General features: G+C 58.8%; 14 protein-coding genes. 11 read left to right on the top strand and 3 right to left on the bottom strand.

Annotated elements, in window-relative coordinates:
• Positions 1-130: 130 nt before the first annotated feature.
• Complete coding sequence (locus Q0X18_RS13140; protein WP_297563294.1) at positions 131-814, bottom strand: M23 family metallopeptidase; 684 nt, start codon at positions 812-814, stop codon at positions 131-133.
• Between the two features lie 102 nt (positions 815-916).
• On the opposite strand from Q0X18_RS13140, the gene Q0X18_RS13135 reads away from it, so the two are divergent.
• From Q0X18_RS13135 to Q0X18_RS13110, 6 genes are all read left to right on the top strand, one after another.
• Positions 917-1,855 (top strand): LysR family transcriptional regulator, encoded by a 939-nt coding sequence (locus tag Q0X18_RS13135; RefSeq protein ID WP_297563291.1) that lies wholly within the window; start codon positions 917-919, stop codon positions 1,853-1,855.
• Between the two features lie 157 nt (positions 1,856-2,012).
• A complete protein-coding gene (locus Q0X18_RS13130) occupies positions 2,013-3,182 on the top strand; it encodes an ABC transporter substrate-binding protein (RefSeq protein ID WP_297563290.1) in 1,170 nt (389 codons plus the stop codon).
• 163 nt (positions 3,183-3,345) lie between these two features.
• The gene (locus Q0X18_RS13125) at positions 3,346-4,368 is read left to right on the top strand and encodes an ABC transporter ATP-binding protein (RefSeq protein WP_297563288.1); all 1,023 of its coding nucleotides are present in this window, start codon (positions 3,346-3,348) and stop codon (positions 4,366-4,368) included.
• Entirely contained in the window at positions 4,365-5,288 is a 924-nt protein-coding gene (locus tag Q0X18_RS13120) for an ABC transporter permease (RefSeq protein ID WP_297563286.1), read from the top strand. Before Q0X18_RS13125 ends, Q0X18_RS13120 begins: the two co-directional genes overlap by 4 nt.
• Positions 5,289-5,320: 32 nt before the next feature.
• Positions 5,321-6,130 carry an ABC transporter permease gene (locus tag Q0X18_RS13115; RefSeq protein ID WP_024049698.1) on the top strand — a complete coding sequence of 270 codons (810 nt, stop codon included), beginning with the start codon at positions 5,321-5,323 and terminating at the stop codon, positions 6,128-6,130.
• Positions 6,131-6,179: 49 nt separating this feature from the next.
• Positions 6,180-7,622: a gamma-aminobutyraldehyde dehydrogenase gene (locus tag Q0X18_RS13110; RefSeq protein ID WP_297563284.1), complete on the top strand. Its 1,443-nt coding sequence runs from the start codon at positions 6,180-6,182 to the stop codon at positions 7,620-7,622.
• Positions 7,623-7,668: 46 nt separating this feature from the next.
• Here Q0X18_RS13110 and Q0X18_RS13105 read toward each other — a convergent pair whose 3' ends face one another.
• Both Q0X18_RS13105 and Q0X18_RS13100 read right to left on the bottom strand, forming a co-directional pair.
• Positions 7,669-8,583 (bottom strand): Abi family protein, encoded by a 915-nt coding sequence (locus Q0X18_RS13105; protein ID WP_297563283.1) that lies wholly within the window; start codon positions 8,581-8,583, stop codon positions 7,669-7,671.
• Between the two features lie 121 nt (positions 8,584-8,704).
• A complete protein-coding gene (locus tag Q0X18_RS13100) occupies positions 8,705-10,063 on the bottom strand; it encodes an FAD-binding oxidoreductase (RefSeq protein WP_297563281.1) in 1,359 nt (452 codons plus the stop codon).
• A 216-nt stretch (positions 10,064-10,279) separates the two neighbouring features.
• Between Q0X18_RS13100 and Q0X18_RS13095 the strand changes: the two genes are divergently transcribed.
• The 5 genes from Q0X18_RS13095 (at position 10,280) to Q0X18_RS13075 (ending at position 15,716) form a co-directional block, all read left to right on the top strand.
• The gene (locus tag Q0X18_RS13095) at positions 10,280-12,160 is read left to right on the top strand and encodes a hypothetical protein (RefSeq protein WP_297563280.1); all 1,881 of its coding nucleotides are present in this window, start codon (positions 10,280-10,282) and stop codon (positions 12,158-12,160) included.
• 55 nt (positions 12,161-12,215) lie between these two features.
• Entirely contained in the window at positions 12,216-12,671 is a 456-nt protein-coding gene (locus Q0X18_RS13090) for a hypothetical protein (protein ID WP_297563278.1), read from the top strand.
• A 769-nt stretch (positions 12,672-13,440) separates the two neighbouring features.
• Positions 13,441-13,950 carry a hypothetical protein gene (locus tag Q0X18_RS13085; protein ID WP_297563276.1) on the top strand — a complete coding sequence of 170 codons (510 nt, stop codon included), beginning with the start codon at positions 13,441-13,443 and terminating at the stop codon, positions 13,948-13,950.
• A gap of 497 nt (positions 13,951-14,447) precedes the next feature.
• Positions 14,448-14,738, top strand: a complete 291-nt coding sequence (locus Q0X18_RS13080) for a hypothetical protein (protein ID WP_297563274.1) — start codon at positions 14,448-14,450, stop codon at positions 14,736-14,738.
• A 525-nt stretch (positions 14,739-15,263) separates the two neighbouring features.
• Positions 15,264-15,716: a hypothetical protein gene (locus Q0X18_RS13075; protein ID WP_297563272.1), complete on the top strand. Its 453-nt coding sequence runs from the start codon at positions 15,264-15,266 to the stop codon at positions 15,714-15,716.
• Positions 15,717-15,777 lie beyond the last annotated feature (61 nt).

Below are 15,777 nucleotides of genomic sequence, written 5' to 3'. Positions count from 1 at the left end.
GCGCGCGGGTGGTAGGGGGAGGCTCGCAATTAAAGCACTACAAACCTGAACCCACGCGATTCGGTCTGATTCAGCTCCGCACTGCCTGAATCTTTGACAAAAAGACCTCGGTGAGGCAACCAAAATAATCTTAGGGGTTACGGGCCGGGCTCAAGAAGCTTTTCCAGTCGCGATCCACCAGCAGGGGCAAAGGGTCAATCACCCGGTAATCGCAGGTGCGCCGGCTGCCGGCATACACCCCAAAGTGCAGGTGGGGTGGGGTGGTGCGGGCGTTGCCGGTGTTGCCCACGTACCCCAGCAGGGTCTGGGGGGTTACCCGCTGGCCCTCTTGGAGGCCTGGGGCGTAGCGGTCGAGGTGGGCGTAGTAGTAGCGCCAGCCGCCCGGCCCAACCACAAACACGTACAACCCGCCCAACTGCCCCTGCCCGATGCGCCAGACAAACCCACGGGTGGCCGAGTAGACAGGGGTGCCCCTGGGGGCGAAGATGTCCTGCCCTTCGTGGGTACGCCAGCCGCTGCGGGGGGCGCCGAAGGTGTTGGCCACCTGGCGTACCCGCGCCCCCTGTACCGGCATGGCCAGCCGGGTGTCGGGTTCTTTGGGCAGCAGTGCCAGATAGCTTTGCAGTTTGGCCCGGTAGGCCGCCCAGCGTTCCCGCTCACGCCGCTCGGCTTCGGTGCGGGGCTCGGGTGGACTCCAGCTCGAGGTGCATACCCGCCCGGGCTCGGGGTCGGGCTCTCCCCGCTGGGCCAGGCCCTCGCTGCCCCACAGGAGCACACATAGCAGCGCAGAAAAACCCACCTGTCGAGCCAACATAGGTTTAGTTTGCGGCCACAAGATTAGTTTTACAAAAGAACTGGTCAGGGCAGGCCGGGACGGCTAGACTCTATTTATCGGTTCTACCGATGGGAGGCCTCGGTGCAGATATCACTCAAACAGTTGGTGTACTTCATAGCGGTGGCCGAGTCGGGCTCGATTTCCAAAGCCCTCACCTCGCTCAACGTGACCCAGTCGGTGGTTACGGAGGCCATCAAAAAGCTGGAAGACACCCTGGGGGCCGAGCTTTTTACCCGGCACGCTCGAGGCATGATTTTGACCCACGCCGGACACCAGTTTTTGCGCCACGCCCACGAGGTGCTGGCCGCGCTACGCAACGCCGAGCAGGCCATCCGCGAGCGCCCCGATGCCACCACGGGGCAGCTCAACCTGGGCGTGACCAGCCTGGTAACGGCTTACTATCTGCCCTACCTGCTCGACCGCTTCGAGCGGGTGTTTCCGGGTGTTCAGGTGGCCGTGGTGGAAGACCGGCGGGGTTACATCGAGCACCTGCTGATTAATGGCGAGCTGGATGTGGCGGTGATGAACGTTTCTATGGTGGATAAGCAGGCCTTGGAGACCCGCACCCTGCTGCGCGCGCCCTGGCGGGTCTGGCTGCCCACCAACCACCCCCTGGTACAGCAGGAGGCGGTCTCGCTGGAGAATTTGCGGGAGGAGCGGTTCTTGTACCTGAAAAACGACGAGCTCGAGGAGGTCACCCAGCAGATCTACCGCCTGAGCGGGTTTCCTCGAGTGGCCGTGCGCACCGATTCCATCGAGGCCATGCGCAGCCTGGTGGCCCTGGGCATTGGTGTGGCGGTTCTGCCCAGCCTGATGTACCGGCCCTGGAGCCTGGAGGGCGACCGCCTGGAGTCGCGGCCCTTGCTCGAAGATCTGCCCCGCCTGCAGATTGGGGTGGCCTGGCGGCGGGGCAGTGCGCTGAGCGAGGCCGCCCGGCAGTTTTTGGTGGTGGTGGGGGAGCATAGCCGGGTGCAGACCTACGGGATGAGCTACAGCGATTTGCTGAGCGCGGGGGAGTAGGCCCGGCCATCAATCTATTTTCCCGATACCTCCTATATCCCCAGGTTTCTTGTTGGAGGGCCGGGGGGGCTTTATCGTAGGAGCAGTTCGACAGCTCGAGTCGTCTCGTTGGCATGGCTAGGCCTTAGGGGCTGTCGTGTTTGATTGAGGAGGACGTATGAGAACACAGTGGTTCTTGGCCGTGGTGGGTTTAGCAGCAGTGGCGGGTTTGGCTGTGGCGCAGCTCCCGGCCAGCCGGGCCAAGCAGTCGTTGGGGCCAGGCGAGGGCCAGCTCAACATCCTGGCCTGGCCGGGCTATGTGGAAAACGGCTCTACCGATAAGAGCGCCGACTGGGTTACGGGCTTCGAAAAAGAGACCGGCTGCAAGGTTACGGTCAAGGTGTTTGGCAGCTCCGACGAAGCGGTGCGCCTGATGAACCAGGGGGGCTACGACCTGGTGACCGCCTCCGGCGATGCCACCCAGCGCCTGATTGCCGGTAATGTGGTGGCCCCCATCAACTGGAACCTGATCCCCAACACCCGCAACATTGACCGTCGCCTGCTCAACGCCCCCTGGTACGTGGTGAACGGGGTGCGCTACGGGGTGCCCTACCAGTTTGGCGTGAACGTGCTGGCCTACAACACCAACGTCTTCAAGACCCCGCCGGATAGCTGGAAAGTGGTGTTCGAGGAGATGATTTTGCCCGATGGCAAGAGCAACAAAGGCCGTATTCAGGCCTACTATGGGCCCATCTACGTAGCCGACGCCGCACTCTATCTGATGCGTACCCGGCCCGAACTGGGCATCAAGGATCCCTACGAACTCAACGAGCGGCAGTACCAGGAGGTGCTCAAGCTGCTGCGCCAGCAACGGGCCTTGCTCCAGCGCTACTGGAACGATGCCAACGCCCAGGTGCAGGACTTCACCAACGAAGGGGTGGTGGCCTCGACCACCTGGATTTTCCAGGTAAACACCCTCAAGGCCAACAAGCGACCCATCGATTGGGTGGTTCCCAAGGAGGGCGCCACCGGCTGGGCCGATACCACCATGCTGGCGGCCAACTCCAAGAACTCCAACTGCGCCTACCGCTGGCTCAACTGGCAGCTCACCAACAAGGTGCAGGCCGATATCGCGGGCTGGTTTGGTTCCAACCCGGTGGTGCCGGCGGCCTGCAACACCCCCGGTTCCCTGCTGCCTGCCGATGGCTGCAAGAACCAGGGCTTCAACGACTTCGACAAGATTTTCTTCTGGCGCACCCCCACCACCCAGTGCCGCACCCAGAACAACCAGTGCGTGCCCTATAGCCGCTGGGTGAGCGACTACATCGCCATCCAGGGAGGCCGCTAAAACGATGCTTGGTGTCCCGGCACGAAGGGTAAGACTATAACCAGGAACCGCACCACCTAAAAGAGCGAAGCACTTCGTGGGTAGGGCTGGGCGCGGCAGAGTCTGGCATAGCGCCCAGCCCCCACCCACAGCAACAGACGACAACCTCGCTACGATGGTACAGATGTATAAAGAACCCAAAACCCAATCTGTTCAGGCTGCTGTGGAGCTACGCGGGGTGTCGTGTTACTTCGGCCCGGTGAAGGCGGTGGACGGGGTGGACTTGGAAATCTTGCCCGGCGAATTCTTCTCCATGCTGGGGCCCTCGGGCTCGGGCAAGACCACCTGCCTGCGCCTGATCGGCGGCTTCGAGCAACCCACCGCGGGGCAGATTGTGCTGTTTGGGCAGGACGCTTCCAAGCTGCCGCCCTATGCCCGCGACGTCAACACGGTCTTTCAGGACTACGCGCTCTTTCCCCATATGAACGTGCGCGACAACGTGGCCTATGCGCTGATGGTGCGGGGGGTTCCCAAACCTGAACGTCACCGGCGGGCCGAGGAGATGCTGGAACTGGTGAAGCTCTCGGGGCTGGGGGATCGGCGGCCTGGGCAGCTTTCGGGTGGGCAGCGGCAGCGGGTGGCGCTGGCTCGAGCCCTCATCAACCGGCCCAAGCTCCTGCTCCTGGACGAGCCCCTGGGGGCCCTGGACCTGAAGCTGCGCGAGGAGATGCAGATCGAACTCAAGGCCCTGCAGCGCCAGCTCGGTATCACCTTCATCTACGTGACCCACGACCAGGGCGAAGCACTCTCGATGTCGGATCGGGTCGCGGTGTTTAATCACGGCAAAATCGAGCAGCTCGACAACCCCAAGACCCTCTACGAGTACCCCAAAACCGAGTTTGTGGCCCGCTTTGTGGGGAGCGCCAACGTGCTCGAGGGCCGCCTGCTGGGGCTTGGAACCGGCAAATACGCCCTGCGCCCGGAGCGCATCGCCATCCAGGCAGGAAGCCACAATGGGCCCAACAGCCTCTGCGGCACCTTGCTGGACATTCACTACCTGGGCGCACAGACCCGGTACGAGGTTCAGGTTGGCAACGAGCGGCTCACGGTGCTCACCTCATCGGAAGAGCAGGGCTTGCAGGTGGGCGGCGCCGTTACCCTGCGCTGGGAGCATAGCGCACTGCGGCCCATGCAGGAGGCCTCATGAGCGGTATGACCCTGCGCCGTCGCCTTTCCGACGCGCTGTATGTGCGCCCGCTGCTGCTGCTGTTGCTGCTGCTAATACCCCCTTTGCTATGGCTGGGCATCATCTACCTGGGTTCGCTTTTTAACCTGATGCTCTACAGCTTTTACTCCCTCAACGACTTTACCGGGCAGGTGGAATATAAGTTTTCACTCTCGGCTTTTCGGCAATTGTTTAGCTCCCCGGCCAACGTAGACATCGTGCTACGTACCACCCTGATGGCCCTGGCGGTCACGCTGGCCTGCGCGGCCATTGGCTTTCCCATTGCCTACTACATCGCCTTTTATACCCACGGCACAGCCCGAACCTTCTGGTATCTGATGGTGCTGCTGCCGCTGTGGTCGAGCTACCTGGTCAAGGTGTATGCCTGGCGCCTGATTCTGGCGGGCGAGGGGGTGGTGAGCTGGTTTTTCAACCTGCTGGGGCTGGGCTGGCTTTTGCAAGGCATCCTGGGCCTGCCGGTGATCGGCGGCCCCAGCCTGTCCAACAGTTACCTGGGTATGTTTCTGGTCTTTACCTACATCTGGCTTCCCTACATGATTCTGCCCATCATCGCGGCCCTCGAGCGCGTCCCCCGCTCGCTCATCCAGGCCTCGGCCGACCTGGGGGCCCGGCCCGGCCAGACCTTTCGCAAGGTGATCTGGCCGCTGGTGATACCGGGGGTGGCGGCAGGCTCCATCTTCACCTTCTCGCTGACCCTGGGCGATTACATCATTCCGCAGGTGGTGGGGCAGCCGGGCTTTTTTATCGGACAGATGGTCTATGTGCAGCAGGGTACCGCGGGCAATTTGCCGCTGGCGGCGGCCTTCTCGGTGGTGCCGGTGGTGATCATCGCCATCTACCTGCTCATCGTGCGGCGGCTGGGGGCTTTCAATGCGCTGTAAACGCTCCACGCCGGTAGCCAGGAGGGACGGGTATGCCGGGTAAGCCATCGCTGGGCCTGCGGCTGGCCTTTTACCTGGGGATGCTCTTTTTGCATTTCCCCATCCTGATCATTGTTCTGTATGCCCTGACTACCGAAGACCGCACCTACCAGTTCCCGCCCCCCGGCCTGACCCTGCGTTGGTTTGGCGAGGCTTTCCAGCGGCAGGATATGTGGGCGGCCTTGTGGTTATCGCTGCAGGTGGCGGCCATGGCGACCGCCATCGCGCTGGTGCTGGGAACCATGGTGGCGGCGGCCATGTACCGCTTTCAGTTCTGGGGCAAGGACTTTATCACCGTGCTGCTCATTCTGCCCATCGCCCTGCCGGGTATCCTGACCGGCATTGCCCTCCTCACCACCTTCAAGCGGCTGGCCCTCGAGCCCGGCTTCTGGACGATTGTGATAGGCCATGCCACTTTTTGTATCGTCACGGTCTACAACAACGTGGTGGCCCGCTTCCGCCGCACCGGCTACTCCCAGATCGAGGCCTCGATGGATCTGGGGGCCGACTGGTTTACCACCTGGCGGATGGTGGTGCTGCCCAGCATCGCCACGGCTTTGCTGGCCGGCGGGATGCTCTCGTTTGCGCTGTCCTTTGACGAGGTGATCGTCACCACCTTTACCGCTGCCGACCAGAAGACCCTGCCCATCTGGTTCCTGAACGAGCTCTTCAGGCCCCGCGAGCGCCCCATCACCAACGTGGTGGCGGTCTTCGTGATGCTCATAACCTTTTTGCCCATCGTGCTGGCCCAGTGGCTGACCCGCGACACCGACGACCTGCACGGCGGCGGTAAAACGGGCTGAGGCAGTAAAACCATTCCCACATCTTCGGACGAAAGAGAGGAAAGCCCATATGGTAAAAACCCGCATAACACAGGACAAGATGCTGATTGGTGGCGAGTTTGTGGCCGGGGAGAGCACCCCGCTGGAGATCCTTAACCCGGCCACCGGCGAGGTGCTCTTGAAGCTGCCGGAGGCCTCGGTGGAGCAGGTTAAGCAAGCCGTAGCCGCCGCAGAAAAGGCCTTTGACGCCTGGTCACAGACCACCCCCAAAGACCGCTCCATGATGCTGCTCAAGCTGGCCGACAAAATTGACGAGCACGCCGAGGAGCTGGCCCGGCTGGAATCGCTCAACTGCGGCAAACCCTACCTGGCGGCGCTGAACGACGAAATCCCGGCCATCTCGGACTGCTTCCGCTTTTTTGCCGGGGCGGTGCGCTCGATGACCGGGGCGCTGGCGGGCGAGTACCTGGCCGGCCACACCAGCATGATTCGGCGCGACCCCATTGGGGTGGTGGCGAGCATTGCCCCCTGGAACTACCCCCTGATGATGGCGGCCTGGAAGCTGGCCCCGGCCCTGGCGGCGGGCAACACGGTGGTGCTCAAACCCAGCGAGCAGACCCCCCTGACCACCCTCAAGCTGGCCGAGTTTATGGCGGAAATTTTCCCGCCGGGGGTGGTTAATGTGATCACCGGGGTTGGGGAGAGTGTGGGTTCTACGCTCATCCACCAACCGGCGGTGCGGATGATCTCGCTGACCGGCGATGTGGCCACCGGTAAGCGGGTGCTCGAGGCCGCCGCCGGTAGCCTCAAGCGCACCCACCTCGAGCTTGGCGGCAAGGCCCCGGTGATCGTGATGGACGACGCCGACCTCGAGGCCGCCGTGCAGGGTATCAAAATCTTTGGCTACTACAACGCCGGCCAGGACTGCACCGCAGCCTGCCGGGTGTACGCCGGCAAGAAAATCTACGACAAATTCGTGGCCGAGCTGTCCGATGCGGTCAAGTCCATTAAGGTGGGGGCCCAGACCGACGAAGGGGTGGAGATGGGCCCCCTGATTACCGAGCGGCAGCGGGCGCGGGTGGCCAGCTTCGTGGAGCGGGCCAAGATGCAGAAGCACATCGAGATTACCGCCGGTGGACACCCCGTGGAGGGCCGGGGCTTCTTCTACGAGCCCACGGTGGTGGCCGGGGCCTTGCAGTCCGACGAAATTGTGCGGCGTGAGGTGTTTGGGCCGGTGGTCTCGGTCACCCGCTTCTCCGACCCCGAGGAGGCCATCGCCTGGGCCAACGACTCCGACTACGGCCTGGCCAGCTCGGTCTGGACGCAGGATGTGGGCAAGGCCATGCGCATTGCCAGCCGCTTGCAGTACGGCTGCACCTGGATCAACACCCACTTCATGCTGGTCAACGAGATGCCCCACGGGGGGCTCAAGCAGTCGGGCTACGGCAAGGATATGAGCCTGTACGCGCTCGAGGACTACACCGTGGCGCGGCATATTATGGTCAAACATTAAGCAGACCGGTGCTTGGGCTCAACTTAGGTTCAGGGCGAGACTGAGGTCATTTCCAAACCGGGCGGCTTTGATAGTCTTCTGGGAACCCCATCCGTCCGAGCAGAGGGGCTTGTTCGGAAAGCAACTCTTTTATCCGGGTTCCCCAGTCGCTCTCGGGTACCAGCCTGGGCATTAGGTACATAAGCAAAGTGAGCGTCCGGTAAATCTTCTGTGCGTGCTGGTTTGGCTCGAGGCTTCTTCGCAGCTCAGGCGGTCTTTTGCGCAACACAGGTAGGGTGTTTACGCTAAAAACTCGATCCCACACCCGAGCGTGGTGTGCGGCGTAGTTGCGAACCGCCACCAGATGCCGGGTAGCTCCTTTGAGGTAGCTGTGGGGTAGGTCAAACAGCGCGGCAATGGCCTGGGATACCCGGTCGTCACCAAGGTTGGAGAACCACCGACTCAAGGTACCAAACGCCATCACCTCACAGGCTAGCCAGACTGGGGGCAGCGACTCTTCGTACTTCTCTTGGAAGTTTTGGAATATCGGATCTTCCTCCCGTAGACGTTCCCATTCCTCTCGGAGGCGTTCAATGTTTTTCTGGTGATAATCGAGGTTTTTATACAGAAAGTTCCTCTGATGGTATCCGAATGGTTCGTGCATGACAGCCAGATGGTAGGCCCATTGTGTCCTTAGTACTATCTCAAAACGCTCGATGGCCTCCAGAATCAGCAGACGCAACTTGCGATCAAATTCATAGAGAAGCAGAACCTGCTCGAAAGTTGTGCCATCCTGAAAGCTATGGGTGTTTCGATCCAACTCGAATGGATGCCAGTAGGGGCGAAGTCGAGTGTACTGAATGCGCTTCAGAACATCTACTGCTCTGCCTTCGTCTTTGAATACCATGCCGCGGCGCTTGAGCTGTTTGATTTGCTCCTCAATGGTAAGTGAAGGTTTGGAATACGGGATTTTATTTTGCATAATAAACGTCCCCCTCATGAGGCTAGGAGCCTAGAGGGGGCTTTATCAAGATAAAAGGTACATTTCGGGGGGAAGCCTGTCAAGCGCAGCTATCACATACCGCTACAGCACCGATTTAGGGCTAAAGCTGGCCGGTATCGCCCCAGCCCTTCAGCCGTTGCTGGTAGGCCGGGTCTTGGTAGCGCGACAGCAAAAAGGCCGGGGCATAGCTGGGCAGAGCCGCGCCGGTCAGATGGGCGGCCAGCAGTTCCCCTGCCGCGCAGGCGGCCATGACCCCAAAGCCCGACAAAGCCCCCACCAGATAGGCCCCCTTGACCGGTAGCGGGCCAATCAGGGGGCGGTTTTCCTGGGTCTTGAGGTAGTAGCCGCCGTCTATCCAGGGCCGGGGGGCCTTGTCGAAGTACTGCCGCAGGCCGGGTAGCATCACCGAGAAGCCGCGCAGGGCCACATCGGCGTAGTGGGGATCCGGGGGAATGGGGAAGGTGGGTGTAAGGGGCTCGGTGTGGTAGTTGTACAGCACGATTAAGGTGGTGCTTTCCCCGTGGCCGTCGGGCCGGCCATGCACCCCCGAAGGCAGCCGTTCCAGCAGCCACCGGGTGGAGGCGTCCTCGGCCAGCAGGGCGCGCTCCTGGGGGCTCCAGGGTAGCTCCACCTCGTCCAGCCAGATCAGCATGGGGGCCTCGCGGGGCACCACGCCCAGGTGCTCGCTGAAGCTCATCTTGCGGTGTAGCTCGGCAAACACCGGCAGCTCGAGCCCCAGCAAGGCCGCCACTTCCTGCTGCATGGGCCCGGCGGCATTGACGAAGACCGGAGCCTGAATGAACAGCAGCGCACCGTCCTTCTGCCGCACCTGCACACCCTGCACCGCGCCCCCCGCGGTCTCGACCCCCACCACCTGGCCCTGCACCAGCCGCACCCCGTGGCCTCGAGCCTCCTCCAGCAGGTACATACCCAACTGCTGGGCCGAGAGCCACCCTGCCCGCCGCACGTGCAGCACGGCCTGGGTGTCGGGGGACAGGTAGGGGAAGTGCTGGCGAATCAGGCTTTGCGAGGTGAGCAGGTCGGCCCCGTCCTGGGGACCACCGGGGTAGGCCGCAGAAGGGTGGCTGTGCACCCGCAGGGCCCCCGCGCCCTGCTGGGCGGCCTGCTCGGCGGCCTGGGCCAGACGCTCAATTTTGCTGGCCTCGGCGGTGGCGTACAGATAGCCGCGCCGGTTGAGCCGGATGCGGTTGGCCGACCGCTGGGCAATCTCCTCCAGCAGCTCGATGCTGCGGTTCATAAAGGCCACCATGGCCCCGTCGGGGCCGGGCCACCAGTTGCGGTAGGCCTCGGTGGACTTGTCCGAGGTGAGCGAGAGTGGGTCGCCCTGCTCAACGATCACCACCTCCTTCAAGCCCCGCTTCACCGCCAGGTGGTAGGCCGCCGCCACCCCGGCAATGCCGGCCCCACAGATCGCGACCTCGGCTGTTTGCTCTGGCATAAGGTGTATACAGTATACATCTAGAAATAGAAACCAGAGAACAGCGCAGCTATGTAAAACCGGGTCTGCCATTCATGTTTGGATTGAAAAGGAAAAAACTAAATTGCACCAAGTTTATATAGTGATTATCCGATTGACCATACCTGCGCATCCAACCTAAACTGAGCCAGGCTGCCCAAAATGTAGCCTGGACTATGGAGGTGCATTCAGCTATGCGTGTTTTATCTTTTGGTCGTTGGTTGTTGGTCGTTGGTCGTTGGGCTAGTTCTGTTGCTGGCGGCGTGCGAGACGCAAAAACAAACCTCAGTTTCTAACCCAGGTAGTGAAGTCGAAGAGATTCCCGTTGTGGTTGGTCAAGCCCTTGCTCTAAAAGATTTGTTGGAGACAGGTGCTGTAAATGCGCAGGCAGCCAATAACCTGCAACTCGTGACTGAGAAGGTGTACGATTTGTTGGGCGCTCCGTTCTACCACCTGACCGTCGCAGCACAGGGTGTAACCAGCAACTGGGCCAGCATTTGGGATGCCGTGAGCACCTATAAGCCTGGCTCCTCCTACACTGTATACGGAACAGGGGGGTCGGACATTCGCGGCATTTACAACTTCCAGTTCGATGGCGGATTGGTAGAGAATCTTGGCAAGGTTCGCAAACTCGCTGGCTCGTATCGCCGTCTTGTTTCTCCCTACGGTGCTGTTCTATACCTTGAAGACAGGCTTGGTCGCTACTGGGACGTGTGGAAGCTCGAGGTGGTTTCAGCCGAGCGCCTTAGTGAAGATCGGAAAACCTACCAGTCGCTCAAACGTTTTTTCGATTCCGATCCCGAACTGGTGCGTCAGACCAAGCAGGCCTGGGCACTGGTGACCAACAACAGCAAGGTTACACCCGGCTCGGCAGACAACATAGATGTAGCATCGTATGCGACTGCCCAAGGGACCCTAGACCTTGCCCGGATACTGGAAGCGGTTCAACAAGTCAGACCCTCGGCCCAGAGTTCGGCGGTCAGAGCCCAGAACGATTACAAAACCTGCGTGGGCTGGTTTTGCAGTATCAGTGTTTTTTCTCATATCGCAGGGTATGGGCAGAACGAAACCATTCCGAACTGGGACAATCCAAAAGACGATCCGCGGCTCCAAGCTCAGCTACTTAACGAGAGCTGGGGTAACCAGCAATACGTTTACTCCGCCCCATTTTACTTTTCTCAACAACCGATGGGGCCAGGCTCCAAGTGGGGTCTTCGGTACTACAACCCGCTGGTTGGAGGCTACGCCAGCAATCACTACGTGAATGGATGCGGGGCGCAAACCTTTACCCGCCTGATGGGGTGGTACTTCCGCACCAACCAGGGAGTCAACCGTGTGCGTGACCTGCTGAGCCGTTTTTATGGCTCGGATGTCGAGTTGGCCCGCGACCTCAACCGCCCTGTCCCAGCGGCGGGCATAAGTGCCAGCGAAAACGTGTACCAACCATATATTTCCCAACTGATGGGTGCGGGCGAGTTTATGGGGGGCACCCTAATTGATCCCCCGAGTTTCCAGAGGGGTGCTAACGCCTGGCTCGATGAGCTTTCTAACCGTTATGCGGCGGTGAATGGCGGCCTTGCCGACAGATACGAACTTCGTGGCTACGGCTTCTTCGACTGGACCAACCTACTTCTTCCTACGCAGGTTGTAACTGTTGGCAAAGCGTTCGATTCGGGTTTCAACCAGTTTACCTGGGATGTTCACCATAAAACCCGCTATGCCATTTACACCAACGGTGAGCCCTACATTGCCCTCTACAACTCGGGCAACAAAGGAGGGCACTACGCCCCCGTGTTTGCATACAGGAACTACGCCAACCCCTTTTATGTGGACGTGAACGTCTGGGTCAATGGTAGGGGTCGAAAGTACACCGACGATAACGGTAATGTTGTAAACAACCCCAATGGCAACCGAGGGGGTCTTGATTTGGTTTTCAATACCAATTTTCAAGCGTATCCAAACGGTTTCTGGGGAAGTGAAGGGATAGGAATCACCGGTTGGGTGAACATAACCAACCGATGGAACATAACCAACCGATGGGACATATATGGTGGCGGCTGGGCAATATACAAGAAGTAGAAAGTCGCCCATATATCCTGGGATATGGTGGAACCACTGCGAGATGAGGCAAACGATGAAAAGGTTTCTACTTATGGTTATCGCAACGGCCGCCCTTGTCGGTTGCGACGTTGATTTGATATCCAGAGGACCTAGTCCAGTGGAGTTGGTCTATCTGGGAACGGGGCTGTGCCAGGGTTTGAAGGTGGTGGATTACAGGCGACAGATCGTTGCGCTTGCTATATACCCCTTGGATTACGGCACAATAGAGTCGGTAGTTTACCCCCAAGACGAAAAAACATTCATATTGCCCACGCCAGGAAAGAGATACGCCTCTTCGATTGGTGGGTCACGGTCAGGGATCACAATGGAGTTCGACTTCCACTGCTTGCCGGATGGCCAGGTCGAGCATCGGCGGTACGAGGGGGTGGGCTACCAGAGCAGCTACTTTGGCGTAAGAATAGAGGAGGACGCTTCGCAACCCAGTAAGCTCAAAATCACGCGTATGGTAAACCCCGGAGACCTGCCTTAGTTTTGGGGTTGCCGGTTGCATGGGATGCCTATCTGGCGCTGGGGATTTGATCTAGGTACGTGAATAATTGCGAGCAGCGTACATATACCCTCACCTGACCAAAATTCACGCATCTCCCCTGCGAATTTATGTGAGCGATCCACCACCGGTGAACGGTTCAAAGCAGAGAACTGAGCCTTGAAAGGAAAACCACCGTACTTCATAGAGAGAAACCCGAATGAATGATACAAGAACGTACGCCACGCAGGATGTTGTTCTGCGAATGCTCAGCCCACCACTCTTTCATTTCCCCGCCACGGGAGTGTACTACAAGATTCGTTGGGAAGAGGATACCGGCCTATGGGCTGTTACAACAGCTCGGTTGCCTCGTGACAACGACAAAATTACGCCGTATCAGAGTGGAGCGGCAGAGCGAAATTTAGAAGTTAAACTTCGCCCACCTGGCAAAAACGTTATCGAGAGTCAGTTCTGGTTCAAGCCGGGTGTGGGATACAGAACCAAATCGCTCAGGTATTCAAGCCACGAATCGGGATTCCAAGGGCACTCAGACGAGGCTTTTTATAAAGATGTGGAGAAGTACTTTGATGAACATGGGCAGGTAAAAACACAAATAGATAGGCGGCAGAGAGAGGAACTGCGGCGAGAGGGAATGAAGTTCCTAGCAGCCAGCATGTTGCGGGAAATAAAGCATGCACGGGCAGCAATCAGACCCCCGCAAGTGGGTATAGAAATTTCAGTAGATGAGACGAGTGACGAGATTAACGAAGAGGTGGAACGGATTCTAAAACCTCTGCTCGATCCCCAGAATCAACTGAATAGAAGCGTGGTGAGCATGGAGGATGTTTATCGCTGCCGCAGCCAAGATCCCGCCGATGCCTTCTATTGCGATCCGGTCAATGTCCGGGCCCGGCACCCCAACCTGACCATAGTCAACGAACATTTCTACCTGCGCCCAATGGCCAAGGACCTGAAGCTCGAGGTGCTGGGGGAGTGTAGCCACCTGGGCCGACCTGCGGTGTTGGTTCGGGGGGTGCCCCGCATCACCGATGAAGAGGAAGACGCAATTTTCTGGGTGGGATGGTGGGGTGTGCCAGACGACTGGTGGCTGGTGTGCGACTACTACGAGCTGGCGATAGATATGGAATCGGGGCTGCTGCTGTACTACCGAGGGGTTGTTGGGAGCAAAACCATGGTTCAGTCGGAGATGCTCGAGCTGGTCTTCGACCCCCCAGAAGTGATGGATGAATCCGTCTTCAGGGGAGGACAACCCACCCGGTAGGGGCTCCGATGGTTCGGGACGAAGCTCGGGAGGGTGTTGGGAAACCCAACTGCGTACACACCACCCTCTCTCAAACCTGCAAGCCTCATCAGGCCAGACTTGCCCGTTGAACAACTGTGGAGGGCTCAGGTCATTTTCTGAAACTGCACTTGCACAAACAAAAGACGAGGGGTTCATTACAAAATAAACCAAGTATATTTAGTGCTTAGTAGGTTGCTAAAATGCACCGCTACGAACTAAACTGAGGCAGGCTGCCCAAAATGTAGCCTGGACTATGGAGGTGAATTCAGCTATGCGTTTTTCATCCGTTGGTCGTTGGTCGTTGGTCGTTGTGGTTTCAGAACTCAGATCAAGGTCTTACCCGAGACACCAACATGATCCCAGGTGCAAACAACTGGATTCGGGATAGGGCGAGTGCGGAAGGGAAAAACTGGGAGATGCGGGGGAGCCACAAAGCCTGGGTGAATATAGTCTACGCGGCCACGGGATGGACTGTTGTGGCAATTCCCATCGCCTGGATAGACTTCAGTCAACACACCTGGCGCGTGCGCGATATAGCGCGTGGCAAGATTGGGCGAGACAATGAGCCGGTGATTGCGATGTACGGGCAGGGCACTTTAGGCCACTTTGCTATGTCCCAGGCTTATATTGTGCACGAGGGCTGGTTTTCAGCGAACGTGCTCCTGTGGATTTCAAGGGGTAAGGAAGGTTTCTTAGACGGCACTTTTGTTAATGTTACCGACATGGCCAGCTATTACAGCGGGGCGTTTGGGATGTTCAGGAGGTAAAGGCGGTGTTGCTTCGCTTGTTTGTGCCATTGGTTTTGTTGGCCATTGTGACCGGCTGTGACCTACGGGCCTACGTGGCTACTCCTGCTTATATTCGTTACGAACCTGCTGGGGTCTGTCAGAAGTTTTCCATTGCAACCCTTACAGATAGGGGATTTTCACTGCAGACCGCCCCACCGGATTTGAAGCATATTGGTTTTGTTGGACCCAACCTCCCCCCACTGGAAATAGACGCGCCAACCCAAACCACCGAGTACAGCTTCCTTGTAGGGGGTCAGGTCGAAACCAACGTGCCACTCTCCCTTGCTTTCAGGTGTTTACCTGATAAGTCAGTGGTGAGGGTAGACTTTGTTGTTCCGATAGCAAATTTCCCGCGAATACGGCTTAGAGTCAAGGAAGATGCCTCCAAACCCGAAAGCTTGGAGATAATCGTTGAGCAGTTCAGGTATACGCCCCCGCCGCCCTAGTGCGCATGTAGGATGGCTCGGACTGTTCTAACGGCATGTACTTAGATGGGTGGTGAAGATGAAGTTCTACCGGCTGTTTCCCCTCCTGGCCGTTGCTGCAACAAGCTGCCAGTTGCAGTTGAGTTACTATGTGTCTGTTACTGAAGCGGAATACACATCAAAAGGGGTATGTTCGGGGGTTGAACTGACCACCAACAACCAAAAAATAACGAGTATTGGCTACCTGTACAGAACAGAGGGTAGAGCCGACTCAGTACGCCTGACACCAGGCCAGCCTGTGCGCATTCCAGACCCGAACCCTGAGCCCAGGCGAACCAGCTATATTCTTGGTTTTGATGGTTCCGTGCGTAACTTCGCAGAGGTCGACCTAACTTGGAGGTGTCTGCCTGATAAACAGCCACTAGGGGTGCGGTTTACCTACTATGGTGGTCAGTCGACCATAAAAGGGCTGCGTATTACTGAAAACCCTGCCTCACCTCACGGATTTGACATTGAGGTAGTGGATTTCTGACCGCAAGAGCCGAGTTGGGAACACTCAACCGATCGCTTGATTGCACATCCGCGGGTGCGCT

Origin of the sequence: Meiothermus sp. (assembly GCF_026004075.1) — a bacterium.
In the GTDB taxonomy this organism is placed as follows: Bacteria; Deinococcota; Deinococci; order Deinococcales; family Thermaceae; genus Meiothermus.
Note: the sequence above shows the minus strand (reverse complement) of the source record. Positions and strands in the feature narration are given on the sequence as shown.

What these genes read in the sequence shown, in the direction of transcription:
- Q0X18_RS13075 (WP_297563272.1), top strand. Translation starts at nt 15,264, where the DNA reads ATGAAGTTCTACCGGCTGTTTCCCCTCCTGGCCGTTGCTGCAACAAGC.
- Q0X18_RS13115 (WP_024049698.1), top strand. Translation starts at nt 5,321, where the DNA reads ATGCCGGGTAAGCCATCGCTGGGCCTGCGGCTGGCCTTTTACCTGGGG.
- Q0X18_RS13120 (WP_297563286.1), top strand. Translation starts at nt 4,365, where the DNA reads ATGAGCGGTATGACCCTGCGCCGTCGCCTTTCCGACGCGCTGTATGTG.
- Q0X18_RS13125 (WP_297563288.1), top strand. Translation starts at nt 3,346, where the DNA reads ATGTATAAAGAACCCAAAACCCAATCTGTTCAGGCTGCTGTGGAGCTA.
- Q0X18_RS13110 (WP_297563284.1), top strand. Translation starts at nt 6,180, where the DNA reads ATGGTAAAAACCCGCATAACACAGGACAAGATGCTGATTGGTGGCGAG.
- Q0X18_RS13140 (WP_297563294.1), bottom strand. Translation starts at nt 814, where the DNA reads ATGTTGGCTCGACAGGTGGGTTTTTCTGCGCTGCTATGTGTGCTCCTG.
- Q0X18_RS13090 (WP_297563278.1), top strand. Translation starts at nt 12,216, where the DNA reads ATGAAAAGGTTTCTACTTATGGTTATCGCAACGGCCGCCCTTGTCGGT.
- Q0X18_RS13130 (WP_297563290.1), top strand. Translation starts at nt 2,013, where the DNA reads ATGAGAACACAGTGGTTCTTGGCCGTGGTGGGTTTAGCAGCAGTGGCG.
- Q0X18_RS13100 (WP_297563281.1), bottom strand. Translation starts at nt 10,063, where the DNA reads ATGCCAGAGCAAACAGCCGAGGTCGCGATCTGTGGGGCCGGCATTGCC.
- Q0X18_RS13105 (WP_297563283.1), bottom strand. Translation starts at nt 8,583, where the DNA reads ATGCAAAATAAAATCCCGTATTCCAAACCTTCACTTACCATTGAGGAG.